Annotated in this window: 22 protein-coding genes and 2 tRNA genes; 19 read left to right on the top strand and 5 right to left on the bottom strand. The window is 71.1% G+C overall.

Annotated features, from left to right (window positions below; genetic code table 11):
* Positions 1-66 precede the first annotated feature (66 nt).
* Positions 67-660, top strand: coding sequence for a biotin transporter BioY (locus ACGF1Z_RS10040; RefSeq protein ID WP_393001887.1), 594 nt, complete (start codon positions 67-69; stop codon positions 658-660).
* Positions 661-861: 201 nt separating this feature from the next.
* Here the strand turns inward: ACGF1Z_RS10040 and ACGF1Z_RS10035 are convergent, their stop codons facing one another.
* Positions 862-2,334: an amino acid permease gene (locus tag ACGF1Z_RS10035; protein ID WP_393001885.1), complete on the bottom strand. Its 1,473-nt coding sequence runs from the start codon at positions 2,332-2,334 to the stop codon at positions 862-864.
* 195 nt (positions 2,335-2,529) lie between these two features.
* Between ACGF1Z_RS10035 and ACGF1Z_RS10030 the strand changes: the two genes are divergently transcribed.
* Together ACGF1Z_RS10030 and ACGF1Z_RS10025 are read left to right on the top strand one after the other, a co-directional pair.
* Positions 2,530-3,024 carry a ribose-5-phosphate isomerase gene (locus ACGF1Z_RS10030; RefSeq protein WP_393001883.1) on the top strand — a complete coding sequence of 165 codons (495 nt, stop codon included), beginning with the start codon at positions 2,530-2,532 and terminating at the stop codon, positions 3,022-3,024.
* Complete coding sequence (locus tag ACGF1Z_RS10025; RefSeq protein WP_393001881.1) at positions 3,024-3,851, top strand: Fpg/Nei family DNA glycosylase; 828 nt, start codon at positions 3,024-3,026, stop codon at positions 3,849-3,851. Before ACGF1Z_RS10030 ends, ACGF1Z_RS10025 begins: the two co-directional genes overlap by 1 nt.
* Positions 3,852-3,975: 124 nt before the next feature.
* Here the strand turns inward: ACGF1Z_RS10025 and ACGF1Z_RS10020 are convergent, their stop codons facing one another.
* Positions 3,976-5,205, bottom strand: a complete 1,230-nt coding sequence (locus ACGF1Z_RS10020; RefSeq protein WP_393001879.1) for a GNAT family N-acetyltransferase — start codon at positions 5,203-5,205, stop codon at positions 3,976-3,978.
* A gap of 107 nt (positions 5,206-5,312) precedes the next feature.
* Between ACGF1Z_RS10020 and ACGF1Z_RS10015 the strand changes: the two genes are divergently transcribed.
* The 3 genes from ACGF1Z_RS10015 (at position 5,313) to ACGF1Z_RS10005 (ending at position 7,418) form a co-directional block, all read left to right on the top strand.
* Positions 5,313-6,458: a PP2C family protein-serine/threonine phosphatase gene (locus ACGF1Z_RS10015; RefSeq protein WP_393001877.1), complete on the top strand. Its 1,146-nt coding sequence runs from the start codon at positions 5,313-5,315 to the stop codon at positions 6,456-6,458.
* A 132-nt stretch (positions 6,459-6,590) separates the two neighbouring features.
* Entirely contained in the window at positions 6,591-7,064 is a 474-nt protein-coding gene (locus ACGF1Z_RS10010) for a phosphohydrolase (protein ID WP_393001875.1), read from the top strand.
* A gap of 159 nt (positions 7,065-7,223) precedes the next feature.
* On the top strand, positions 7,224-7,418 hold the full coding sequence (locus tag ACGF1Z_RS10005) for a hypothetical protein (RefSeq protein WP_393001873.1): 195 nt from the start codon (positions 7,224-7,226) through the stop codon (positions 7,416-7,418).
* 50 nt (positions 7,419-7,468) lie between these two features.
* Here ACGF1Z_RS10005 and ACGF1Z_RS10000 read toward each other — a convergent pair.
* A tRNA-Gly gene (locus ACGF1Z_RS10000) sits at positions 7,469-7,542 on the bottom strand.
* Positions 7,543-7,675: 133 nt separating this feature from the next.
* On the opposite strand from ACGF1Z_RS10000, the gene ACGF1Z_RS09995 reads away from it, so the two are divergent.
* The 5 genes from ACGF1Z_RS09995 (at position 7,676) to clpX (ending at position 12,336) form a co-directional block, all read left to right on the top strand.
* A tRNA-Pro gene (locus ACGF1Z_RS09995) sits at positions 7,676-7,752 on the top strand.
* 146 nt (positions 7,753-7,898) lie between these two features.
* Positions 7,899-9,278 (top strand): trigger factor, encoded by a 1,380-nt coding sequence (gene tig / locus ACGF1Z_RS09990; protein WP_393001871.1) that lies wholly within the window; start codon positions 7,899-7,901, stop codon positions 9,276-9,278.
* 274 nt (positions 9,279-9,552) lie between these two features.
* Entirely contained in the window at positions 9,553-10,170 is a 618-nt protein-coding gene (locus ACGF1Z_RS09985; RefSeq protein ID WP_132914109.1) for an ATP-dependent Clp protease proteolytic subunit, read from the top strand.
* 63 nt (positions 10,171-10,233) lie between these two features.
* Complete coding sequence (locus ACGF1Z_RS09980; RefSeq protein WP_393001869.1) at positions 10,234-10,896, top strand: ATP-dependent Clp protease proteolytic subunit; 663 nt, start codon at positions 10,234-10,236, stop codon at positions 10,894-10,896.
* Positions 10,897-11,052: 156 nt separating this feature from the next.
* The gene (gene clpX / locus ACGF1Z_RS09975) at positions 11,053-12,336 is read left to right on the top strand and encodes an ATP-dependent Clp protease ATP-binding subunit ClpX (RefSeq protein WP_150228190.1); all 1,284 of its coding nucleotides are present in this window, start codon (positions 11,053-11,055) and stop codon (positions 12,334-12,336) included.
* A gap of 368 nt (positions 12,337-12,704) precedes the next feature.
* Here the strand turns inward: clpX and ACGF1Z_RS09970 are convergent, their stop codons facing one another.
* On the bottom strand, positions 12,705-13,676 hold the full coding sequence (locus tag ACGF1Z_RS09970) for a hypothetical protein (RefSeq protein WP_393001867.1): 972 nt from the start codon (positions 13,674-13,676) through the stop codon (positions 12,705-12,707).
* 138 nt (positions 13,677-13,814) lie between these two features.
* On the opposite strand from ACGF1Z_RS09970, the gene ACGF1Z_RS09965 reads away from it, so the two are divergent.
* On the top strand, positions 13,815-16,436 hold the full coding sequence (locus tag ACGF1Z_RS09965; RefSeq protein WP_393001865.1) for a valine--tRNA ligase: 2,622 nt from the start codon (positions 13,815-13,817) through the stop codon (positions 16,434-16,436).
* Positions 16,437-16,676: 240 nt separating this feature from the next.
* Positions 16,677-17,819: a sensor histidine kinase gene (locus ACGF1Z_RS09960; RefSeq protein ID WP_393001863.1), complete on the top strand. Its 1,143-nt coding sequence runs from the start codon at positions 16,677-16,679 to the stop codon at positions 17,817-17,819.
* Between the two features lie 144 nt (positions 17,820-17,963).
* Here the strand turns inward: ACGF1Z_RS09960 and ACGF1Z_RS09955 are convergent, their stop codons facing one another.
* Positions 17,964-19,013, bottom strand: coding sequence for a rod shape-determining protein (locus tag ACGF1Z_RS09955; protein ID WP_393001861.1), 1,050 nt, complete (start codon positions 19,011-19,013; stop codon positions 17,964-17,966).
* 100 nt (positions 19,014-19,113) lie between these two features.
* Here ACGF1Z_RS09955 and ACGF1Z_RS09950 point away from each other — a divergent pair, with 100 nt between their 5' ends.
* The 6 genes from ACGF1Z_RS09950 (at position 19,114) to mreD (ending at position 24,618) form a co-directional block, all read left to right on the top strand.
* Positions 19,114-20,679 carry a bifunctional folylpolyglutamate synthase/dihydrofolate synthase gene (locus tag ACGF1Z_RS09950; RefSeq protein ID WP_393001859.1) on the top strand — a complete coding sequence of 522 codons (1,566 nt, stop codon included), beginning with the start codon at positions 19,114-19,116 and terminating at the stop codon, positions 20,677-20,679.
* Between the two features lie 4 nt (positions 20,680-20,683).
* Complete coding sequence (locus ACGF1Z_RS09945) at positions 20,684-21,040, top strand: DUF4233 domain-containing protein (protein WP_393001857.1); 357 nt, start codon at positions 20,684-20,686, stop codon at positions 21,038-21,040.
* A gap of 65 nt (positions 21,041-21,105) precedes the next feature.
* Positions 21,106-21,519: a nucleoside-diphosphate kinase gene (ndk, locus tag ACGF1Z_RS09940; RefSeq protein WP_393001855.1), complete on the top strand. Its 414-nt coding sequence runs from the start codon at positions 21,106-21,108 to the stop codon at positions 21,517-21,519.
* 291 nt (positions 21,520-21,810) lie between these two features.
* Positions 21,811-22,830: a rod shape-determining protein gene (locus tag ACGF1Z_RS09935; RefSeq protein ID WP_046905593.1), complete on the top strand. Its 1,020-nt coding sequence runs from the start codon at positions 21,811-21,813 to the stop codon at positions 22,828-22,830.
* Between the two features lie 100 nt (positions 22,831-22,930).
* Positions 22,931-23,953, top strand: coding sequence for a rod shape-determining protein MreC (gene mreC, locus ACGF1Z_RS09930; RefSeq protein ID WP_393001852.1), 1,023 nt, complete (start codon positions 22,931-22,933; stop codon positions 23,951-23,953).
* Entirely contained in the window at positions 23,950-24,618 is a 669-nt protein-coding gene (gene mreD / locus ACGF1Z_RS09925) for a rod shape-determining protein MreD (protein ID WP_393001850.1), read from the top strand. Before mreC ends, mreD begins: the two co-directional genes overlap by 4 nt.
* Positions 24,619-24,629 lie beyond the last annotated feature (11 nt).

The raw sequence follows: 24,629 nt of genomic DNA, 5'->3' as shown, positions 1-24,629 counted from the left end.
CACCGCTGGCATACGGTCGAGCCTGTTCCGCCCCGTCCGCCGTCCCCGTCACCCCACGGAGTACCGATGAGCACCGCCGCCGCCCCCGTCTCCTCCCTCCGTTCCGGCACGGTCCTGGCCGACCTGATCCCGGCGAGCCGGGTCCGCGACCTCGCACTCGTCGTCGGCGGTGCCGCGCTCACGGGCCTCGCCGCGCAGATCTCCGTCCCGGTCCCGGGCTCCCCGGTCCCGGTCTCCGGCCAGACCTTCGCCGCCCTCCTCGTCGGCACCGCGCTCGGCGCCCGCCGCGGCTTCCTCTCCCTGGGCCTGTACGCCGTCGCCGGCATGGCGGGCGTGCCGTGGTTCGCCCAGGGCTCCTCCGGCTGGGCCATGCCCTCCTTCGGCTACATCCTCGGCATGCTGCTCGCCGCCACCGTCGTCGGCGGCCTCGCCCGCCGCGGCGCCGACCGCTCGGTCCTGCGCACCGCCGGCACGATGGTGCTCGGCTCCGCGGTCATCTACGCGGTCGGCGTGCCGTACCTGGCGCTGGCCACCGGCATGAGCCTCGGCCAGGCGGTCGCCGCGGGCCTCACCCCGTTCCTGATCGGCGACGCGCTCAAGGCCGCTCTCGCCATGGGCGCCCTGCCGGCCGCCTGGAAGCTCGTCGGCCGCAAGGGCTGATCTCCCCCGCCTTCCCGAAGGGGGCGGCCGTGTCGGGTTCCGGCCCGACCCGGCCGCCCCCTTCGGCGGTTCCGGCCCCCGGTGGCCGGCCGGCCGGCCCGCGAGGGCGCCGGGGACGGCGAAAGGCTCTCCGTTCCCGAGGTGGCCGGGGTACGGAGAGCCTTCCGCGTCTGCCCGGCGGGGTGACGCCAGGCGGTGGGGTCAGACCTTGTCGGCGAGCTCCGGCGTGCCCTTGGCCTTCGCGAGCCGGTCCTTGACAAGACCGATCGCGAGCACGAGCGCCGCGACGAGCAGCGAGAGCACGACCTGCTCACGGTTGCTGCCGCCGTCGTAGACCATGTAGCCGAGGACAAAGGTGATCATCGCGGCGGTGGCCCAGGTCAGGTACGGGAAGAGCCACATCCGCACGACAAGCTTCTCGGGCGACTCGCGCTGGATGATCCCGCGCATCTTCAGCTGGGTGAGGCAGATGACCAGCCACACGAAGAGGGCGACGGCGCCGGAGGAGTTCAGCAGGAAGGCGAAGACGGTGTCGGGCCACTTGTAGTTGAAGAACACCGCGACGAAGCCGAAGGCCACCGAGGCGAGGATCGCCGCCGTCGGCACACCGCGCTTGTTGGTGCGGGCGAAGGCCTTCGGGGCGTCACCGCGCCGGCCGAGCGAGAAGGCCATGCGGGAGGCGGTGTAGAGGCCCGAGTTCAGGCAGGACAGGACGGCGGTCAGGACGATCACGTTCATGACCTGGCCGGCGTGCGCGATGCCGATGGAGTCGAGGGCGGCGACGTACGAGCCCTTGTCGACGATCGACTTGTCGTTCCACGGCAGCAGGGTGAGGACGACGAAGATCGAGCCCAGGTAGAAGACGCCGATGCGCCAGATCACGCTGTTGGTGGCCTTGGTGACGGCGCGCTGCGGGTCCTCGGACTCGCCGGCGGCCAGGGTGACGATCTCGCTGCCCATGAAGGAGAAGACGACCATCAGGACACCGGTGAGGATCGCGCCGGCGCCCATCGGGAAGAAGCCCCCGGCGTCGGTGAGGTGCGCGAAGCCCGCGCCCGGGTTGTCCGATCCGGGCAGCACGCCGAAGACGGCCAGCAGGCCGACGACCACGAAGGCGGCGATGGCGACGACCTTGATGCCGGCGAACCAGAACTCGAACTCGCCGTAGGAGGACACCGAGGCCAGGTTGGTGGCGGTGAGCACCACCATCACGATGAGCGCCCAGCCCCACTGCGGGACGGCCGGGATCCAGCTCTCCAGGATCTTGGCGCCGGCGGTCGCCTCGACGGCGAGCACGACGACCCAGAAGAACCAGTACAGCCAGCCGATGGTGAAGCCGGCCCAGCGGCCGAAGGCCTGGTCGGCGTAGGCCGAGAAGGAGCCGGAGGACGGACGGGCCGCGGCCATCTCGCCGAGCATCCGCATCACGAAGACGACCATGGCGCCGACGAGTGCGTAGGAGAGCAGGATGGCGGGGCCGGCCGCGGCGATGCCGGAGCCGGAGCCGACGAACAGGCCGGCGCCGATGACGCCGCCGATGGCGATCATCGACAGGTGGCGGTTCTTGAGTCCGGCCTTGAGGCCGTCGGAGCCGTTGGTGTCGGGGGAGAGCTGGGAATCACCGGTGTTTCCGGTGGTACCGCCTTCCTTCGCCAGGGTCGGCTGCGTGTTCATGAACGCTTCCTTCGTGTGGGGGCTGACTCGGGTCGCGAGCCGGAGACATGTAACCCGGAGACCCGCGAGTACGGAAGAGCTGATTCCGGATCGTGATTCAGGACATAAGGTCCGGACCAAGGGGACGGAAGTCCCGGACCAAGGTCCCGACCCCGCTGACCGGTACCCCGCCCCTGGCGTGCCACACTCGTGACCATGCGCGTCTACCTCGGCTCCGACCACGCCGGATACGAACTCAAGAACCACCTCGTCGAGTGGCTGAAGGCCCATGGCCACGAGCCCGTCGACTGCGGCCCCCACATCTACGACGCCCAGGACGACTACCCGCCGTTCTGCCTGCGCGCCGCGGAGAAGACGGCCGCCGACCCGGACAGCCTCGGCATCGTGATCGGCGGCTCCGGCAACGGCGAGCAGATCGCCGCCAACAAGGTCGAGGGGGTGCGCGCCGCCCTCGCCTGGAGCGTGCAGACCGCCGCCCTCGGCCGGGAGCACAACAACGCCAACGTCGTCGCCGTGGGCGCCCGCATGCACTCCCAGGACGAGGCCACCACCTTCGTCGAGGTCTTCCTCAAGACCCCCTACTCGGGTGACGAGCGTCACACGCGCCGCATCGACATGCTCGCGGCCTACGAGACCACCGGCGAGCTGCCGCCCATCCCGGCGCACCACCCGCAGGAGCCCACCGCCTGATGCCCGAAGGGCACACCATCCACCGGCTGGCCGCCGACTACCGGGAACGGTTCGGCGGCCGGCCGGTGCGTGTCTCCAGCCCCCAGGGGAAGTTCGCCGACTCCGCCGCCCTCCTCGACGGCACCGTGCTCACGGTCACCGAGGCCCACGGCAAGCACCTCTTCCTCGGCTTCCCCGGAGACGAGTGGGTCCACATCCACCTGGGCCTCTTCGGCAAGGTCGGCTTCGGAGACGCCCCCGCGCCGCCGCCCGCCGCCACCGTCCGGCTGCGCCTCGCCAACCCCGACGCCTACGTGGACCTGCGCGGCCCGACCACCTGCGCGCTGATCACCGACGCCGAGAAGCAGGCGATACACGACCGGCTCGGCCCCGACCCGCTGCGCGCCGGCGACGGCCCCGAGAAGGCCTGGCGCCGCGTCTCGACGTCCCGGACGACCGTCGCCGCCCTGCTCATGGACCAGAAGGTCATCGCCGGCGTCGGCAACGTCTACCGCGCCGAGGTCCTCTTCCGTCACGGCATCGACCCGTACCGCGCGGGCCGGGACCTGACCCGGCGGGAGTGGCAGGCGATCTGGGACGACCTGGTCGAGCTGATGCGGGAGGGCGTCCGCCTGAACCGCATCGACACGGTCCGCCCCGAGCACACCCCCGAGGCGATGGGCCGCCCGCCCCGGGTCGACGACCACGGCGGCGAGGTCTACGTCTACCGCCGCGCGCACCTGCCCTGCCACGTCTGCCACACGGAGATCCGCACCGCCGACCTGGCGGCCCGCAACCTGTTCTGGTGCCCCGGCTGCCAGTCCTCCCGGGCCCTGTCCGGCACGTAGCGCCGTCCGCCCGCAGCGCCGGGCGGTACCTCCGGCCACCGCCCGCGACCGGACGAGGACGCTCGCCCCGGACCCGTGCCCAGGCCTTCCGGCCTGCCCCGGGACCGGGACGGGGCGGCCGCCCTCAGAACCCGTGCGGCAGCCACGGCGCGACGGGCGACCCGAAGGCCACCGAGGCCTCCCGCAGCGCCCCGGGCCGCACCTCCCGCACCCGCCCCGCCGCCGCGAGCGACAGCAGCGACACGCCGCCCAGATAGGCCGAGCCCAGCTCCCGCACGGACAGCGAGAGATCCGCGGCGTCCTCCGTCCGTCGGCACACCGCGCCCGCCGCGTCCCCGCTCAACCGCCACCGCCCCTCGTTCCAGGGGCAGAACGCGTCCGCGACCTCGAACACCACGTTCACCGGGGCCTGGTAGGTCCGCGCCGCGAGCGCCGCGCCCACGTCCACCAGCCGCACGTGCAGCGCGTCCCGCAGGGTCGGCTCGCAGCGCCGGACGTCCGTGACCAGGTGCTGCCAGGCGTCGTCCACCGGCCGGCTGTGGACCTGTACGCGGGTGGTGAGGTCCACCGAGCACACGAAGCGCCACAGCGCCGCCTCCGCCACCGGGTCGAGCGCCGCCAACTGATGCACCGAGACGGAACCGTTGGCACCCGCGAACGACCACTCCGGCTTGACGGCGTAGTGCGCGTACCCCACCACCTCGCCGTCCCGCTCCGCGAGGACACACCACCGCGGCGACGCCCCCTCGCGCTCGCCGGGCGGGTCGATCAGCGCCAGCCGCTCCCAGCCGGGCCGCCGTTCCAGCATCCCGGGCCGGGCGGGGACCAGCCGCGCGTACACCGCCTCGGTCGCCTCCAGCGCCTCGGTGGGCGACGTCACCCGCAGGGACACCTCGTCCGTGCCCTCCGGCACGACGAGCCGCACCCGGGTCGTGTCGATCGTCGCCCGCGCCGCGAACGTGCCCACGCCGTAGCCGAAGCGTCCGTAGATCTCCGGCTCCGAGGCCGTGAGCACCGCCACCGGCTCGCCCCAGGACCGCACGTCCTCCAGCTGCCGCCGCATCATCGAGGTGAGGATGCCGCGCCGCCGGTGGGTGCCCGCCACGCTGACCATCGTCACCCCGGCCGCCGGGACCACCGCGCCGCCCGGGACGGACAGGCCGAACGTGAACGCCCCCGCCGTCCCGACGCAGCGGTCCCCGTCCCACGCCCCGACGAAGCGCCCGGGCTCGGCCAGCTCCTGCCAGAGCTTGCGCTCCTCGTCGGCCTCGGGGACCCCTCCGAACGCGAGTTCCAGGACCGCGTACCACTTGTCCCATTCGGCAGGATCGAGAACCCGCAGCTCAGTCGTCATATGCCATCGATATCAGCGCCTTCCCGACCGACGCGACCCGATATCGAAGGCAATGTCACCTGGGTCCCCCTGCACGAGCTCCGATCGGGTGGATAGGGTCCAGGCCAATGGGACGTCGCGGCGGAGTGGACTCGTACGCGGCCCGGATGCGCAAGAGCGCCCACCGGGCCCGCGTCGCGCTGCGCCGGTCCGGGGTCGACTACTTCCGCGGCGACGGCTCCGACTGGGTCGCCCTCGTGGCACTCCTCCTCACCGTCCCGGCCATCGCCGCCGGCACCCTCGTGGACCCCGTGTGGTGCTCTCCCGTGGCGCTCGTGCTGCCGATCGTCGCCGGCGGGCTGATCCTGCGCCCGGCCAGCCTCCTCGGCCTGTACGCGGCGGCCGCGGGCGCGCTCATCGTCGAGTCCGTCGTGCTCGGCCCGTACACCCAGGGCCCGGCCCGGGTCACCCCCGGCACCGTCCTGGTCGTCGCGGCCTGCGGACTCTTCGGGCTGCTCATCGCCCAGTTCCGGGCCCGCGTCGGCGTGCCCTGGCGCCGCGGCGGCACCATGCTCTTCGACCTGCGCGAACGCATCCGCGTGCAGAGCGCCCTGCCCCGGCTCCCCGACGGCTGGCACCGCGAGATGGCGCTGCGCCCGGCCGGCGGCCAGTCCTTCTCCGGCGACTTCGTCGTCGCGGCCCGCACCCACGGCGGCCGCACCCTGGAGGTCCTGCTCACCGACGTCTCCGGCAAGGGCATGGACGCGGGCTCCCGGGCCCTGCTCCTCTCCGGCGCCTTCGGCGGACTGCTGGGCTCGCTGCCGCCGCACGGCTTCCTGCCCGCCGCCAACGGCTACCTGCTGCGCCAGGACTGGGACGAGGGTTTCGCCACCTCCATCCACCTCGTCCTCGACCTGGAGTCCGGCGACTACGAACTCCTCTCCGCCGGCCACCTGCCCGCCCTCCAGCTGCACGCGGGCAGCGGGCGCTGGGAGGAGAAGGCCGCCGACGGCCCGCTCCTCGGCGTCTACGACGGCGCCGAGTTCCACCCCGTCAAGGGCTCCCTGCGCCCCGGCGACGTCCTGATGCTCTTCACCGACGGCCTCGTCGAGAGTGCCGACCGAGACATCGCCGAGGGCATCGACCGCCTCACCGGCGAGGCCGACCGCTACGTCGCCTCCGGCTTCGAGGGCGCCGCCTGGCACCTCATCGAGGCCTGCGCGAAGGACGTCAACGACGACCGCGCCCTGCTGCTGATCAGCCGCAAGGCATAGCGCACCGCCCGCCGGACCCCGCCCGCCCGCGCCGCCCGCCTCGCGGCCCCCGCGGGAGCGCCCGGCCCCGGTTCGGCTCGGGCCGCCGTAGTACTCGTCGCACGGCGGCCGCGCCGCACTACGCTGACCGCCATGACCGGCACCCCGTACCTCAGCCTCGCCGAGATCGAGGCCCTCGCCGTCGCCGCCCACGCGGGGCAGACCGACAAGGCGGGCCGCCCCTACGCCGAGCACCTGCGGGCCGTCGCCGAGGGCGTACGGGTGCGGGGCGGCAGCGACGCGCAGATCGCGGCGGCCTGGCTGCACGACTCCGTCGAGGACGACGCCCTGTCCGAGACCTGGCTGGCGGGGGCCGCCCTGCCGGCGGAGACCAAAGCGATGGTCCTGGCGCTCACGAAGAGCCCGGGGGAGGGGATCGAGGGTTACACCCGTCGCATTCTGGCCACCCCGGGAGCGCTCCTGGTCAAGGAGGCCGACCTCGCCCACAACGCCGACCCGGTGCGGCTCGCCGTCCTGGACGCACCGACCCGGGAGCGGCTCACCGCCAAGTACGCGCGGGTACGGGCCCTGTTGGGGCTCACGGAACCGGGCGCCCCGACGTGCTGATCAAGACGTAATTCGTCACCTTGGCCTGATTCCTACGTCGACGATTCGTCACCCACCCGCAGTGGGCAAGAAGTTGGTGGCACGATAGATGCGGCGGGGGTGTTCTGTGACGTGCGCTCCCGGGCGGCAAGCATTGACCGACCGAGGGTGTGATCAGTTGTGGCCATTTCACTGTCCGTGGTGCTGCTGTTGGCGATCATCATGGTGGTGCTGATCCGTGGCGGGAACCTGAAGGCCGGACCGGCCGTCGTCGCGGTGCTGTTCGGCTTCTTCCTCGCCTCCACGGGCATGGCCGACGACATCCAGCGCTTCCTCGACTCGATAACCCAGACCGTCAGCTCCATCAGGTTCTGAGCGCGGACGACGAAGGCCCGCCGGAGTGTCTCCGGCGGGCCTTCGTCATGTGGAGCGGGCGACGGGAATCGAACCCGCGTAGCTAGTTTGGAAGACTAGGGCTCTACCATTGAGCTACGCCCGCGAGCGGCGCGCCGGGAGTGATCTCCGCGACGGCACGCACGCCATCGTAGCGGGTCCGGGGAGGTCCCCGCACGTCCCTCGGAAAGTGGGGGCGTCGCACCGTCCCCGTCCATGTACCCTACGTGTCGCACCGACGGGGTGTGGCGCAGCTTGGTAGCGCGTCCGCTTTGGGAGCGGAAGGCCGTGGGTTCAAATCCCGCCACCCCGACCAGCAAAGATCACGTTGTGGGGCGCGCCGCGCTTGCGGTTACTATGCAAGCTGCGTGCCCGTGTGTCTCTCTGACCGGGCCGATCGGCCGGAACCGCCAGTGGCGGCGAGGCCGGAAACCAGGAATCAGCCATCAAGGAGACCTAACCGTGAAGAGCGCCGTGGAGACCCTGAACCCGACCCGGGTTCGGCTCACTGTCGAGGTGCCCTTCGAGGAGCTCAAGGACAGCCTCGACGCGGCGTACAAGAAGATCAACCAGCAGGTCACGGTCAAGGGCTTCCGTAAGGGCAAGATCCCGGCGCGTGTCATCGACCAGCGCTTCGGCCGCGGTGCCGTGCTCGAGGAGGCCGTGAACGACGCCCTCCCCAAGCTCTACACCGAGGCGGTCAACGAGGCCGAGGTCAACCCGCTGGGTCAGCCCGAGGTCGACATCACGGAGCTGAAGGACGGCGAGAAGCTGGCCTTCACCGCCGAGGTCGACATCCGCCCGGCCATCGAGATCCCGGACTACTCCGGCATCGAGGTCGAGGTCGACGCCGTCGAGGTCACCGACGAGGACGTCGAGAAGTCGGTGGAGCAGCTGCGCGAGCGCTTCGCCTCCACCAACCCGGTCGAGCGCGCCGCCGCCGAGGGTGACGTCGTCACCATCGACCTCGAGGCCAAGGTCGACGGCGAGGTCCTCCCCGACGGCGTCGCCTCCGACGTCTCGTACACCATCGGTTCCGGCGAGCTGCTCGACGGCATCGACGCGGCCGTCACCGGCCTGGAGGCCGGCGGCGAGGCCACCTTCACCTCGCAGCTGAAGGGCGGCTCCGCCGAGGGCAAGGACGCCGAGGTCACCGTCAAGGTCACCGCCGTCGCCGCCCGCGAGCTCCCCGAGCTGGACGACGAGTTCGCCCAGATGGCGTCGGAGTTCGACACCCTCGACGAGCTCAAGGCCGACAGCCGCAAGCGCCTCGAGAACATGAAGCAGTTCGACCAGGCCACCCAGGCCCAGGAGCGCGTCCTGGAGAAGTTCCTGGAGCTCGCGGAGATCCCCGTTCCCGAGAAGCTGCTCGAGGACGAGATCAACACCCGCAAGCACAACCTGCAGCACCACCAGCTCGGTCAGATGGGCCTGACCCTCGAGAAGTACCTGGAGTTCCAGGGCAAGACGGTCGAGGAGTTCGACGCCGAGACCAAGGAGCAGGCGGTCAAGGGCATCAAGACCCAGTTCCTGCTCGACGAGCTGGTCTCCAAGGAGGAGCTGAACGTGGACCAGGAGGAGCTCACCGAGCACCTCATGCGCCGCGCCGCCTCCTCCGGCATGTCCCCCGACCAGTTCGCCCAGGCCGTCGTCCAGGGCGGCCAGGTGCCGATGCTGGTCGGCGAGGTCGCCCGCGGCAAGGCCCTCGCGGTCGTCGTCGAGGCCGCCAAGGTCGTCGACACCAACGGCCAGGTCGTCGACCTGTCCGACGAGGACGACGAGCAGGCCGCCGAGACGGTCGAGGCCGTCACCGGTGACGCCGAGGTCGCCGAGGAGAAGTAAGGCTCACCGGGAGGCCCGCGCCTCGCGCTGAACCCCGCGCCACGGGCCCGGACGCACTGCTGTGCGCCGGGCCCGTGGGCGTACCGGGAACCCCTCGGGAATCCCCTCGTGACCCGTTTATGCGCGCCCAACTACCTTGCGCTCCCAGCGAACAGTTCAGGAACCGGGATGGCGTTGTCCTACCTGCGCGTTAGGGTCCATGAATACGAGGGCACTGCCCTCAGAACGAGACGCTGAGACGGCCCGGTGCCGTCGGAGACGAGCAGGTGGATACGTGACGAATCTGAAGCCTTACGCCGCGGGTGAGCCGTCCATCGGTGGCGGCCTCGGCGACCATGTCTACAACCGGCTGCTCGGTGAGCGCATCATCTTCCTCGGCCAGCAGGTCGACGACGAGATCGCCAACAAGATCACCGCCCAGATGCTCCTCCTGGCCGCCGACCCGGAGAAGGACATCTACCTGTACATCAACAGCCCCGGTGGCTCCGTGACGGCCGGCATGGCCGTCTACGACACCATGCAGTACATCCCCAACGACGTCGTGACCATCGGTATGGGCATGGCGGCCTCGATGGGACAGTTCCTGCTCACCGGCGGCACCCCCGGCAAGCGCTTCGCGCTGCCGAACACCGACATCCTGATGCACCAGGGCTCCGCCGGCATCGGTGGCACCGCCTCCGACATCAAGATCCAGGCCGAGTACCTCCTGCGCACGAAGAAGCGCATGGCCGAGATCACCGCGCACCACTCCGGCCAGACCGTCGAGGCGATCATCCGTGACGGTGACCGTGACCGCTGGTTCACCGCGGAGGAGGCCAAGGACTACGGCCTCATCGACGACATCATCACGCACGCCGCGGGCGTTCCGGGCGGCGGCGGCACGGGCGCCTGAGCGCCGGCCACCCGCTCCGACAGCCCCAGCCCACCGATCGCCCTCAGGATGGTGAACAGCCCCATGACCCCGAACTTCTCCGCGAGCGGCCTCTACAGCGGCCCGCAGGTGGACAATCGCTACGTCGTTCCGCGCTTCGTCGAGCGCACCTCGCAGGGTGTGCGCGAGTACGACCCGTACGCGAAGCTCTTCGAGGAGCGCGTGATCTTCCTCGGCGTGCAGATCGACGACGCCTCCGCCAACGACGTCATGGCGCAGCTGCTGTGCCTGGAGTCGATGGACCCGGACCGCGACATCTCGATCTACATCAACAGCCCGGGCGGCTCCTTCACCGCCCTCACGGCCATCTACGACACGATGCAGTTCGTGAAGCCGGACATCCAGACGGTCTGCATGGGCCAGGCGGCCTCCGCCGCGGCCGTGCTGCTCGCCGCCGGCACCCCGGGCAAGCGGATGGCCCTGCCGAACGCCCGCGTGCTGATCCACCAGCCGTCCGGCGGCACCGGCCGTGAGCAGCTCTCCGACCTGGAGATCGCGGCCAACGAGATCCTGCGCATGCGCAGCCAGCTGGAGGAGATGCTGGCCAAGCACTCCTCGACGCCGATCGAGAAGATCCGCGACGACATCGAGCGTGACAAGATCCTCACGGCCGAGGACGCCCTGGCGTACGGCCTGGTGGACCAGATCGTCTCGACCCGCAAGAGCACGGCCGCCGCGGCAGCCTGACGCTCGACCTTCCCTCGCCGCGGTTGGTGTGGCCGAATTCCGTCCATGCCAACCGCGCCAAGGGGGGCCCGAACGGGGGGCCCGGCAAGGTACCGTCGAATATGAGGCACCAGGAGTCGCTGAACCAAGCGCTCCCAGGCGAAGGGGAAGCACCTCGTGGCACGCATCGGTGATGGCGGCGACCTGCTCAAGTGCTCGTTCTGCGGAAAGAGCCAGAAGCAGGTGAAGAAGCTCATCGCAGGCCCCGGTGTGTACATCTGCGACGAGTGCATCGACCTCTGTAACGAGATCATCGAGGAAGAACTCGCCGAGACGAGCGAGGTGCGGTGGGAGGAACTCCCCAAGCCGCGCGAGATCTACGAGTTCCTCGAGGGCTACGTCGTCGGGCAGGAGCCCGCGAAGAAGGCCCTCTCGGTCGCGGTGTACAACCACTACAAGCGCGTCCAGGCCGGCGAGAACGGCGGCGCGCAGGGCCGGGACGACGCCATCGAACTGGCGAAGTCCAACATCCTGCTGCTGGGCCCCACGGGCTCCGGCAAGACGCTGCTGGCCCAGACGCTGGCCCGCATGCTCAACGTGCCGTTCGCCATCGCCGACGCGACGGCGCTGACGGAGGCGGGCTATGTCGGCGAGGACGTCGAGAACATCCTGCTCAAGCTGATCCAGGCGGCCGACTACGACGTCAAGAAGGCCGAGACCGGGATCATCTACATCGACGAGATCGACAAGGTCGCCCGTAAGAGCGAAAACCCGTCGATCACGCGCGACGTCTCCGGCGAGGGCGTGCAGCAGGCCCTGCTGAAGATCCTGGAGGGCACCACGGCCTCCGTCCCGCCGCAGGGCGGCCGGAAGCACCCGCACCAGGAGTTCATTCAGATCGACACGACGAACGTGCTCTTCATCGTGGGCGGCGCCTTCGCCGGCCTGGAGAAGCTCATCGAGTCGCGGGCGGGCGCCAAGGGCATCGGCTTCGGGGCGACCATCCGCTCCAAGCGCGAGATCGAGGCCAGCGACCAGTTCCAGGAGGTCATGCCGGAGGACCTGGTGAAGTTCGGGATGATCCCCGAGTTCATCGGCCGTCTCCCCGTCATCACCTCCGTCCACAACCTGGACCGCGAAGCCCTCCTGAAGATCCTCGTCGAGCCGCGCAACGCGCTGGTGAAGCAGTACCAGCGCCTCTTCGAACTCGACGGCGTGGAGCTGGACTTCGACCGCCCGGCCCTGGAGGCCATCGCCGACCAGGCCATCCTCCGCGGCACCGGCGCCCGTGGACTGCGCGCCATCATGGAGGAGGTCCTCCAGTCGGTGATGTACGAGGTCCCGTCCCGCAAGGACGTGGCCCGCGTGGTCATCACGGCCGACGTCGTCCGCAACAACGTCAACCCGACGCTGGTCCCGCGGATCGTGAAGAACGACGGCAGACACGAGAAGAGCGCGTAGCCGCACACCACACACCGAAAAGGGCGCCCCGCCGGCGAGAACCGGCGGGGCGCCCTTTCTGTGCCGGGGACGTCGGGCTGCGGGAAGCGGATCAAGCCATTCCGAGCGAAGGCGCTCGGCGGAAGAACGTGATCACGCCTGCCGGGTTCACCACGGGCACGACGCTCGCGCCAGAGGCCGCACACGGGGGATCCGTCACGCACACGGGCCTCTGCCGCCCGACGCCTCTGTCCACCGGGGTGAAGCCCTGTCACGCGCACCAGGCGGTCCGTCTCGCCTGGTGGACGACCTCGCGCCGCCCGGACAGCGGGCGCGCTGCCGAGGGGGCCCGTCCGATCCGGTCGCGGGCCCCTCGGCCTGAGGGCCGGTCAGGCCTTGACGCGGACTTCCTTGCGGAGCTTGGCCGTCGTGGCGGCGGCGTCAGCCGGATCGGTGCCCTTGCCCGAGAGCATCGAGGCCATGTCCATCGGGATCGCGAAGCCCAGGGTGCTGTGGTCGCCCCACACGCACACCGACATGGTGAACTCCTTCGGACCGGCGCTGGTGTCACCCGTGTCCGGCTTGCTCTTCATCTGCTGGCACTTGAGGATCGCGCCGTCGAGCCCGGCCGGCGAGTACGACTGGGCCTCACCGACGAGTTCCGTCTCACCGCCCTTGTCCTTCGAGGCCTCCGCCTTCATGCTCGCGAAGACGCTGTCGACGACCTTCTCGGGGTCGTCGATCTGGCCGTAGACGCCACCGAAGGTGAGCAGCTTGCCGGCCAGCGGGTTCGCCGGGTCCTTCACCTGGTAAGAGGCCTTGACCTGCTTGGCGTTCTTGACGCCGTTCTTCTCGGCGTCCTTGAGGAAGTCGTCGTCGTCGCTCGACTGACCCTCGTCAGGGGACTTCTTGTACTCGCCGAGCACCGTCTCCGGAGTGATCAGCTTGTGCGGGCCGTCGTCCGCGACGCTGGCGCCGCCACCACCGCCGAGCACGAAGTACGCGCCCACGCCGATCGCCGCCACCACGGCGATGCCGCCGATGATCCAGCCGGCCGGGCTCTTCTTGGCGGCCGGCGGCGGGGGCACGTAGCCGCCCGGGCCCTGCGGGGCGCCGTACGGAGGCTGCTGGGGCGGCTGGCCGTAGGGGCCGGGCTGCTGGGGCTGCTGCTGCGGGTAGCCGTACGGCTGCTGCGGCGGGACGCCCTGCGGGGCCTGCTGCGGGTAGCCGTAACCGGGCTGCGGGGCCTGCGGCTGGCCGTACGGCCCGGGCTGGGGCTGCTGGCCGTAGGGGCCCGGCTGGCCGTACGGCCCGGGCTGCTGCGGCTGGCCGCCGTACGGGCCCGGCTGGTTGTAGCTCATGTACAGGTTCCCCTCACAGGATGTTTATGCCTGGCGAACATCCTCTCGGAAGCCGGGCCCCGCCGGGACGCTGGGGGTCACACCGTTACGGAACAATCGAGTTTCTGTGGCGGCCCGGGACACCCCTAAACTGGCCCCGTGACCGAGAACACTCAGCAGCAGACAGCAGCCACCACCGAATTGCCGACCCAGTACACGCCGGCCGAGGTAGAGGGGCCGCTGTACGAGCGCTGGGTGGAGCGCGGGTACTTCGAGGCGGACGAGAAGAGCGACAAGCCGCCGTACACCATCGTCATCCCGCCGCCGAACGTCACCGGCTCGCTCCACCTGGGCCACGCCTTCGAGCACACGCTGATCGACGCCCTCACCCGCCGCAAGCGCATGCAGGGCTACGAGACGCTGTGGCAGCCCGGCATGGACCACGCCGGCATCGCCACCCAGAACGTCGTCGAGCGGGAGCTCGCCAAGGAGGGCAAGTCCCGCCACGACCTGGGCCGCGAGGCGTTCGTCGAGCGCGTCTGGCAGTGGAAGGCCGAGTCCGGTGGCCAGATCTCCGGCCAGATGCGCCGCCTCGGCGACGGCGTCGCCTGGTCCCGTGAGCGCTTCACCATGGACGAGGGCCTCTCGCAGGCCGTCCAGACCATCTTCAAGAAGCTCTACGACGACGAGCTGATCTACCGCGCCGAGCGCATCATCAACTGGTGCCCGCGCTGCCTCACCGCGATCTCCGACATCGAGGTCGAGTACCAGGACGACGACGGCGAGCTCGTCTCCATCCGGTACGGCGAGGGCGACACGGAGATCGTCGTCGCCACCACCCGCGCCGAGACGATGCTCGGTGACACGGCCGTCGCCGTCCACCCGGACGACGAGCGCTACCGGCACCTGGTCGGCACCGAGATCGAGCTGCCGCTGACCGGCCGCCGCATCCCGGTCGTCGCCGACGAGCACGTCGACCCCGCGTTCGGCACGGGCGCCGTCAAGGTGACGCCGGCTCACGACCCGAACGACTTCGAGATCGGCCAGCGGCACGACCTGCCGTCCATCGCCGTCATGGACGAGCACGCGGTCATCACCGTCCACGGCCCCTTCCTGGGCCTGGACCGCCTGGAGGCCCGTTCCGCCATCGTCGCCGCGCTGCGCGCCGAGGGCCGGATCGTCGCCGAGAAGCGTCCGTACACCCACTCCGTCGGCCACTGCTCGCGCTGCAAGACCACCATCGAGCCGCGCCTGTCCATGCAGTGGTGGGTCAAGGTCGGCCCGCTCGCCAAGGCCGCCGGTGACGCGGTCCGCGACGGCAAGGTCAAGATCCATCCGCAGGAGATGGAGAAGCGGTACTTCGACTGGGTCGACAACCTGCACGACTGGTGCATCTCGCGCCAGCTGTGGTGGGGTCACCGCATCCCGGTCTGGTACGGCCCGAACGGCGAGGTCGTCTGCGTCGGCCCCGACGAGGAGCCGCCGGCGGGCGAGGGCTGGCACCAGGACACCGACGTCCTCGACACCTGGTTCTCCTCCGGCCTGTGGCCGTTCTCCACCCTCGGCTGGCCCGAGCAGACCGAGAGCCTCGCGAAGTTCTACCCGAACTCCGTCCTGGTCACCGGCTACGACATCCTCTTCTTCTGGGTCGCCCGGATGATGATGTTCGGCCTCTACGCGATGGACGGCACCCCGCCGTTCCACACCATCGCCCTGCACGGCATGGTCCGTGACCAGAACGGCAAGAAGATGTCGAAGTCCTTCGGCAACGTGGTCAACCCGCTGGACTGGATGGACCAGTACGGCTCCGACGCCGTCCGCTTCACCCTGGCCAACGGCGCCAACCCCGGTGTCGACGTGCCGATCGGCGAGGACTGGGTCAAGGCCTCCCGGAACTTCGCCAACAAGATCTGGAACGCCACCCGCTTCGCGCTCATGAACGGCGCGACGATCGAGGGCGAACTGCCCCCGGCCGAGCAGCTGTCCGCGACCGACCGCTGGATCCTGTCCCGTCTCAACAAGACGGTCGCCCAGGTCGACGCGTACTACGAGGACTACCAGTTCGCGAAGCTCAGCGACGCGCTCTACCACTTCGCGTGGGACGAGGTCTTCGACTGGTACGTCGAGCTGTCGAAGACGACGTTCTTCGCCGGCGGCGAGCAGGCCAAGGTCTCCGGCCGGGTCCTCGGCGAGGTCCTGGACGTCATGCTGCGCCTGCTGCACCCGATCGTCCCGTTCGTCACCGACGCCCTGTGGACCACGCTCACCGGGCGCGAGTCCCTGGTCATCGCCGAGTGGCCGGCCGACAGCGGCTTCCGCGACGAGGCCGCCGAGGCCGAGATCGAGAACCTGCAGCAGGTCGTCACCGAGGTGCGCCGCTTCCGGGCCGACCAGGGCCTCCAGCCCGGCCAGAAGGTCCCGGCCCGTCTGGAGCTCGACGGCACGCCGCTCGCCGCGCACGAGGCCGCCATCCGCCAGCTGCTGCGACTCCAGCCGGAGGGCGAGGGCTTCGCCGCCACCGCCTCCCTGCCGGTCGCCGGCGCGACGGTCTCGCTCGACCTGTCGGGCACGATCGACGTCGCCGCCGAGCGCAAGCGCCTCGCCAAGGACCTGGCCGCGGCCGAGAAGGAGAAGGCGCAGGCCGAGGGCAAGCTCGGCAACGAGGCCTTCCTGGCCAAGGCACCGGACAACGTGGTCGACAAGATCCGTACCCGGCTCGCCAAGGCGGACGAGGACATCGCCCGCATCCAGTCCCAGCTGGACCGCCTGCCGTCGGCCTGACGACCGGTGTGCACGGCCTGACGCGCCGAGCCTGACGCGCCGAGCCTGACGAAGGGGCCCGGAACCACCACGGTTCCGGGCCCCTTCGTGTCTGCGTGCGCCCGCTGCCGTCCCCCGCGGCCCGGGTGCCGCGCGGGTGGAGCCGCGCGACGTGACATTGTGGGCAAAGTGCCTGATCTCACACCAGACGGGACTTCAGGTCCTCCATGACGGGACCAAGGACCCGGGATGATGGAAGGCATGCTTCCCCTTCCCGCCCCGTCCGCGCTGCGCCGCTGCGTGGACCGGTGGGCGGGGGCGCCCCGCGCCCTGGACGTCGTCGCCGCGCTCAGCGCCTTCGGCCTCATGGTCCTGGACGTGCCCGGGCTCGCCCGCGAGGACAACTCGCTCACCGGGCTCACCGCCACCCTGGTCCTCGCGGCCGGCGCGGCCACCCTGGTGCTGCGGCGGCGGGCGCCGTGGGTGCCGTTCGTGGTGGCGATCGTCCTGATGGGCTGGCTGCACGAGCTGACGATGATCCAGTTCGCCCTGTACTCGCTGGGCCGCCTCCGGGGCCGGCGGACCGCGGTCCTGGCCACCCTGCTGTACGTCGGCGCCGCCTACGCGTACTTCAGCACCCCCGGCTGGCCGGCCCGGCACGGCGAGACCCTCAGCGACTTCCTGAGCCTCGTCGTCCCCATCGGCGTCCTCGCCGCCGGCGTCGGCATCGCCGCCTACCGCCACGACCTCGTGCGCGCCCTGGAGGTCCAGCGTCGCGAGGCCGCCGCCCGGCAGGCCGTCCAGGAGGAGCGGATCTCGGTCGGACGGGACGTCCACGACCTGGTGGGGCGTGAGCTGACCGTGCTCGCCGTGCGGGCCGAGGTGCTCGCCGTACGAGCCGGGGGAGAGGCGTACGGGAAGGACTTCGAGGAGCTCGCGGACACCGCGCGGCGCGCCCACCACATGCTCAACGAGACCCTCGTGCGGCGCGCCGACGGCGGTGCCACGCCGGGCCTCGACGGACTCGCCGCGCTGGCGGAGGAGAGCGAGCGGATGGGCAGTCCCGTGGACGTCCGCGTGGCCGGGGAGGCGAAGGCGCTGTCCCCGCTGCGGCAGGCGGCGGTCCACCGGGTCGTGCAGGAGTGCCTGACCAACGCGGCCAAGCACGCCCCCGGGCTGCCGGTGAGCGTGGCGATCACGCTCCAGGGCCCCGCGCTGCGCATCGAGGTGCGCAACCCGCTCCCGCCGACCCCGCCGGACCCGGCGCCGGTGTCGACCGGCACCGGCCTGTTCTCCATGGAGGAGCGGGTCACCAGCATGGGCGGCACGCTCGACGCCCGCCGCGAGCGCGGCGCGTACGTGGTGACCGCGACCCTCCCGGCGGGTCTGGCGGACCGTTCCTGACGGCCTGTCAGGTCATCCTGTCGTCCGCGGTCCCGCCCGGCCGCCCGGGCCCCGCTCCCCGCCCGGCCGCCCCGGGCCCCGCTCCCCGACCGGCCCGCGCCGGAGGACGACCCTCCCGCGCCCCCGGCCGGAGCGCCCCCTCCCTCACACCCCGCCCCCCGGACGGCCGCTCTCCCGCCCCGTCCTCGTCCGCCCCAGCACCCGCTCCAGGCCGTCGAGGTCCTCCACGCACCGCCCCGCGCCCAGTGCCACGCAGTCCAGCGGGTCGTCGGCCACGAAGACCGGGATGCCCGTCGCCGAGGCCATCCGCAGGTCGAGGCCGGGCAGCAGCGCGCCGCCGCCGGTCAGCACGATGCCGTGCTCCATGACGTCGCCGGACAGCTCCGGCGGGCACTCCTCCAGGGTCGCCCGCACCGCCGAGATGATCGCCTCGACCGGCTCGTCGAGCGCGGCGCGCACCTCGGGGACCGTCAGCGGCACCGTCCGCGGCAGACCGCTGATCCTCTCCCGGCCCCGTACGGTGAAGGTGCGCTCCTCGAAGTCCTCCGCGCCCGGCACCGGCCAGGCCGAGCCGATCGCGACCTTCACGTCCTCCGAGGTGCGCTCGCCGATCAGCAGGGAGTGCTCCCTGCGCACGTGGTCGCAGACGGCCGCGTCCAGCCGGTCGCCGCCGACCCGCAGCGACTGCGAGGTGACGATCCCGCCGAGCGAGACGACCGCCACCTCCGTCGTCCCGCCGCCGATGTCGACGACCATCGAGCCGCGCGGGTCACCGACCGGCAGGCCGGCCCCGATCGCCGCGGCCATCGGCTCCTCGACGAGGTGCACGGTCCGGGCTCCCGCCGAGCGCGAGGCGTGCACGATGGCCCGCCGCTCGACCGGGGTCACCCCGCTGGGGACGCAGACGACCATCCGGGTGCGCGGCAGCCGGCGGCCCGGCACCGCCTTGCGCACGAAGTGGCGGATCATCTCCTCGGCGGCCTCGTAGTCGCTGATCACCCCGTCCCGCAGGGGGCGGATCGCGGTGATCGAGCCGGGCGTGCGGCCGATGGTCTCCTTGGCCTCCGCACCGACCGCGAGCGCGGCCCGCGAGCCCTCCTGGACGGCCACCACGGAGGGTTCGTTGAGGACGATGCCCTGCCCGCGGGCGTAGAGGAGGGTGTTCGCGGTGCCGAGATCGATGCCTATGTCCATGATCGCCAAGTTTGCCGGGCGGCTCGCGCGGACGGGGGACCGAAGGTCCCGAAAGGGGTGGGTCCATGGTCCTGTCGGTGCCGCTCCGTAGACTGGACGCGTGAGTGAGCCGAGCGACCCGCGCGACCAGTTCGACGACAGCGACCAGGACGACCTGTTCGACGACATCGCCGACACCGAGACCGACCTCCCCCCATCTCTCGACTCCGCTCGAGAAGGGGGCACCCCCACCCCGGACCTGGCGGTGATCGAGGCCGGCAGCCGCACCCTGCGCGCGATGGCCGGTCCGCCGCAGGGCGACCCGGTGCCCTCGCGTCCCGCCGACCCCGAGGTCGACAAGGCGCTGCGCGAGGTGGAGACCGAGCTGTCCACCCGCTGGGGCGAGACCAAGCTGGAGCCGTCGGTCACCCGGATCGCGGCCCTGATGGACGTCCTCGGCGAGCCGCAGCGCGCGTATCCGTCGATCCACATCACGGGCACGAACGGCAAGACCTCCACGGCCCGCATGATCGAGGTCCTGCTGGGCGCCTTCGACCTGCGCACCGGGCGCTACACCTCGCCGCACGTGCAGACCATCACCGAGCGGATCAGCCTGGACGGCGCCCCGATCGACCCCGAGCGCTTCATCGAGACCTACCGGGACATCAAGCCGTACGTGGAGCTGGTCGACGCGCGCGAGGAGTTCCGGCTCTCGTTCTTCGAGGTCCTCACCGGAATGGCGTACGCGGCCTTCGCCGACGCCCCGGTCGACGCGGCCGTGGTCGAGGTCGGCATGGGCGGCACGTGGGACGCCACGAACGTCATCGACGCCGCCGTCGCCGTCGTCACCCCCATCGACCTCGACCACACCGACCGGCTCGGCGACACGCCCGCCGCGATCGCCGGCGAGAAGTCCGGGATCATCAAGCAGGGTGCGACGGTGATCCTCGCCCAGCAGCCCGTGGACGCGGCCCAGGTGCTCCTGAAGAAGGCCGTCGACGTCGACGCGACGGTGGCCCGGGAGGGCATGGAGTTCGGCGTCGTCGCCCGCGAGGTCGCCGTCGGCGGGCAGCTCCTCACCCTGCGCGGCCTCGGCGGCGAGTACGACAACGTGTTCCTGCCGCTGTACGGCGCGCACCAGGCGCACAACGCGGCCGTGGCGCTCGCCGCCGTCGAGGCCTTCTTCGGCATCGGTTCGGAGCACGCGCGCACCCTGGACGTCGAGACGATCCGCCGGGCCTTCGCCCAGGTGGCCTCGCCGGGCCGCCTGGAGGTCGTGCGCTCCTCACCCACGGTGATCCTGGACGCCGCGCACAATCCGCACGGCGCCCGCGCGACGGCCGACGGCATCACCGAGTCCTTCGGCTTCTCCCGGCTCGTCGGCGTGGTGTCCACGAGCGCGGACAAGGACGCCCGAGGCTTCCTGGAGGCCTTCGAGCCGATCTTCGCGGAGGTCGTCATCACGGCCAACTCCAGCCCGCGGGCCACCGACGTCGACGCGCTCGCCGCGATCGCGGTCGAGGTCTTCGGCGAGGACCGGGTGGTCGTCGAGCCGCGGCTCGACGACGCCATCGAGGCGGCGATCACGCTGGCCGAGGAGGAGGACGAGTACGCCGGCGCGGGCGTCCTCGTGACCGGTTCGATCTTCACGGTCGGCGACGCCCGACTGCTCCTGAAGCGAGGCTGAGCCGATGCGGGTGCTGTGTTCCTCGACGCTGATCGGCGAGTTCTTCGTGATCGGCTTCGCCGGCCTGGTCGCCATGAAGGACGACACGCTGGCGATGTCGACGGTGTGGTGGGTCTGCGGGATCGCCATGGTCCTGTCGGTGCTGCTGTGCGGGATGATCACCCGTCCGGGCGGCGTCCAGCTGGGCTGGGCGCTGCAGGCCGCGCTGATCGCCAGCGGCTTCGTCGTGCCGATCATGTTCTTCCTCGGGGCGGTCTTCGCCGTCCTGTGGTGGGCCTCCGTGCACTACGGGCGCCGGATCGACACCGTCAAGGCCGAGTGGGCGGCGCGCCAGGAATCCGCAGGGCCTGACGCTGCGTGACCGGGCCCGGTGCGGGCCCTGTATGTTCGGAGGCCCGCACACCGTTGTCTGAAGGAGTTCCCACCGTGAGCCAGCGCACGCTCGTCCTGCTCAAGCCCGACGCCGTCCGCCGTGGCCTGATCGGCGAGATCATCGGCCGTATCGAGCGCAAGGCGGGCTGGAGCATCGCGGCCCTGGAGATGCGCGAGCTGGACCAGGAGACGCTGGAGCAGCACTACGGCGAGCACAAGGGCAAGCCCTTCTACGAGCCGCTGATGGGCTTCATGGCCTCCGGCCCGGTCGTCGCGCTCGTCGTCGAGGGCGAGCGGGTCATCGAGGGCCTGCGCACGCTCGCCGGTCCGACCGACCCGATCGCCGCGGCCCCGGGCTCCATCCGCGGCGACTTCGGCACCATCGTCCGCGAGAACCTGATCCACGCCTCGGACTCCGAGGAGTCCGCCACCCGTGAGCTGAAGATCTTCTTCCCGGGTCTCTCCTGACGCCTGCGCTGACCGGGCGTCAGCCGATCAGCGCCATGACCGGGGGCGACCGAAGGAATTCGGCCGCCCCCAGGCATATGAACGTCGATGCCGGGAACGGATGGCCGCGTCATTCCGTCACCTATACAGAGGTGGCCTGGGGTGGCCGCCGCGCGGTATCCGGGCGGGCGGCACTACGATGGAAAACTCCACGCCGTACCACCTTCAGCCACCACCTCGCCGACCTGAGAAGCCGTCAACGCTCCGATAGGGAAGGCCCGACGCATCCTCATGGGAAACAAGGGGAACTCAATGTCGTTCATCGGCCGTGACATGGCTGTCGACCTCGGGACCGCCAACACGCTGGTGTACGTCAGGGGTCGAGGCATCGTTCTGAACGAGCCGTCCGTCGTCGCCATCAACACCAACACCGGAGGCATTCTCGCGGTCGGTGCCGAGGCGAAGAAGATGATCGGCCGGACGCCCGGCAACATCGTGGCCGTCCGCCCGCTCAAGGACGGCGTGATCGCCGACTTCGAGATCACGGAGCGGATGCTCCGCTACTTCATCCTCAAGATCCACAAGCGCCGCTACCTGGCCCGCCCGCGCGTCGTGGTCTGCGTGCCCTCCGGCATCACCGGAGTGGAGCGCCGCGCCGTCATCGAGGCCTCCACCCAGGCCGGCGCCCGTCAGGTGCACATCATCGAGGAGCCCATGGCCGCGGCCATCGGCTCGGGCCTCCCGGTCCACGAGGCCACCGGCAACATGGTCGTCGACATCGGCGGCGGCACCACCGAGGTGGCCGTCATCAGCCTCGGCGGAATCGTCACGGCACAGTCCATCCGGGTGGCCGGCGACGAGCTCGACAACGCGATCATCCAGCACATCAAGAAGGAGTACTCGCTCCTCCTCGGTGAGCGCACCGCCGAGCAGATCAAGATCACCATCGGGTCCGCCTACGACCTCGACCAGGACGAGCACACCGAGATCCGCGGCCGCGACCTGGTCTCCGGCCTGCCCAAGACCGTCGTCATCTCCGCCGCCGAGGTCCGCAAGGCCATCGAGGAGCCGGTCAACGCCATCGTCGACGCGGTCAAGACCACGCTCGACAAGTGCCCGCCCGAGCTCTCCGGTGACGTCATGGACCGCGGCATCGTTCTCACGGGTGGCGGCGCACTGCTCCGCGGCCTCGACGAGCGCCTCCGGCGCGAGACCGGCATGCCGATCCACATCGCCGAGGACCCGCTGGACTCGGTGGCCCTCGGTTCCGGCAAGTGCGTCGAGGAGTTCGAGGCGCTGCAGCAGGTGCTCGACGCCCAGCCGCGCCGCTGACCCGCACCACCCGTACGGACAACTCCATCCAACCCCCCGGGCCGAGGCCCGGGGGCCTGTCACCATCCTGTCGACTCGAGGAAGGGCACGGCCGCCGCACGTGAGGGACACACGAGAGAGCCGGCTGCTCCTGGTGCTGCTGATCGCCATCGCGTTCGCACTGATCACGGTGGACATCCGAGGAGGCCAGGAGTCGCCGGTCGACGGTGCCCGGCAGGCCGCCGCCGCGGCCTTCGGTCCCGTCGAGAACGGAGTCGCCTCGGCGGTCGATCCGATCGGCAACGCCATAGGAGCGGTCCGCGACTCAGGGGAACGGCACAACCGCATCGCGGCCCTGGAGCAGGAGAACGCCGCCCTCAAGGCCAGACTCGGCAGCGACGACCGCAACCGCAACCGGCTGCGCGAGCTCGACGCCATGCTGAAGACCGCCGGCGCCGGACAGTACGGCATCAAGGGCGCCGAGGTCATCGCCATAGGAGCCGCCCAGGGCTTCTCCTGGACCGTCACCATCGACGTCGGTGCCCGCGACGGCATCCGCCGAGACATGACCGTGCTCAACGGCTCCGGGCTCGTCGGCCGCGTCACCACCGTCGGCCCCTCGACCTCCACGGTGCTGCTCGCCAACGACCCCGACTTCACCGTCGGCACCCGCATGGAGAAGTCCGACGAACTCGGCTTCGCCACCGGGCAGGGCGACAGCCCGCTGCTGGTCCAGCTCCTCAACGGCAAGGCCAAGGTCAAGCCAGGCGACCGGCTCGTCACCTTCGGCTCGCAGGCCGACAAGCCCTTCGTGCCCGGCGTGCCCGTCGGCGAGGTCGTCCGCGTCGACCCCTCGGGCGGCGGCCTGACCCGCAACATCTACGTCCGCCCGTACGTCGGCTTCACCAAGCTCGACATCGTCGGCGTCGTCGTCCAGGCCCCGCGCACCGACCCGCGCGACATGGTCCTGCCGCAGAAGCCCAAGCCGGCCCCGACCGTCACCGTCACGGTCACCCCGACCCCCACGGGCGCAGCGCAGGACAACGACGGACAGAAGCCGAACCAGGCCCTGCCGCAGGGCGACCAGCCCGCGCAGAAGCCCCAGGAGACCCAGCAGCCGCAGGACCAGGGGGAGACACCGTGAAGTTCAACCGCATCCTCCTCTCGGCCGTCCTGGTCGTCGTCGCCCTCGTCGTCCAGGTCTCCGTCCTCGCCCGCCTCCAGCTCCCCGGCGCCGTCCCCGACCTCGTCCTGCTCACCGTCGTCGCCCTCGCGCTCGCCTACGGACACGTCACCGGCGCCCTCGTCGGCTTCACCGCCGGCCTCCTCGCCGACCTGGCCCCGCCCGCCGACCACGCCGCCGGGCGCTACGCCCTCGTGCTCTGCGTCGTCGGCTACCTCTGCGGCCTGGCCCGCCCCGAGAACGGCCGCCTGAAGTCCGCCAGCGGGCCCATGGCCGTGGTCGTCGCCGCCGCCCTCGGCTCCACCCTGCTCTACGCGGGCGTCGGCGCCCTCGTCGGCGACACCGCCGCCCGCCATGTCGGCCTCGGCTTCCTGCTGTTCACCGCGGCCCTCTACGACCTGCTCCTCGCGCCGTTCACCGTGCCGCTGATCATGGCGCTCGCCCGGCGCGTCGACAACGACCCGCTCGCCGACTCCGGTGGGGCCAACGGGGCCGACGTCGCCTCCGGCTGGCTCTCCTCCGGGACCGGCCTGAGAATCGGCAACCAGCGCGGCGGCCTGCGCGTCAAGGCCGCCCGGACCCGCGCCTCACGCGCCGGACGCATCAAGGGAGTCAAGCGACTGTGACCGAGGGGGCA

The organism is Streptomyces sp. NPDC048018 (genome assembly GCF_043202995.1).
Lineage (GTDB): Bacteria > Actinomycetota > Actinomycetes > Streptomycetales > Streptomycetaceae > Streptomyces.
Note: the sequence above shows the minus strand (reverse complement) of the source record. Positions and strands in the feature narration are given on the sequence as shown.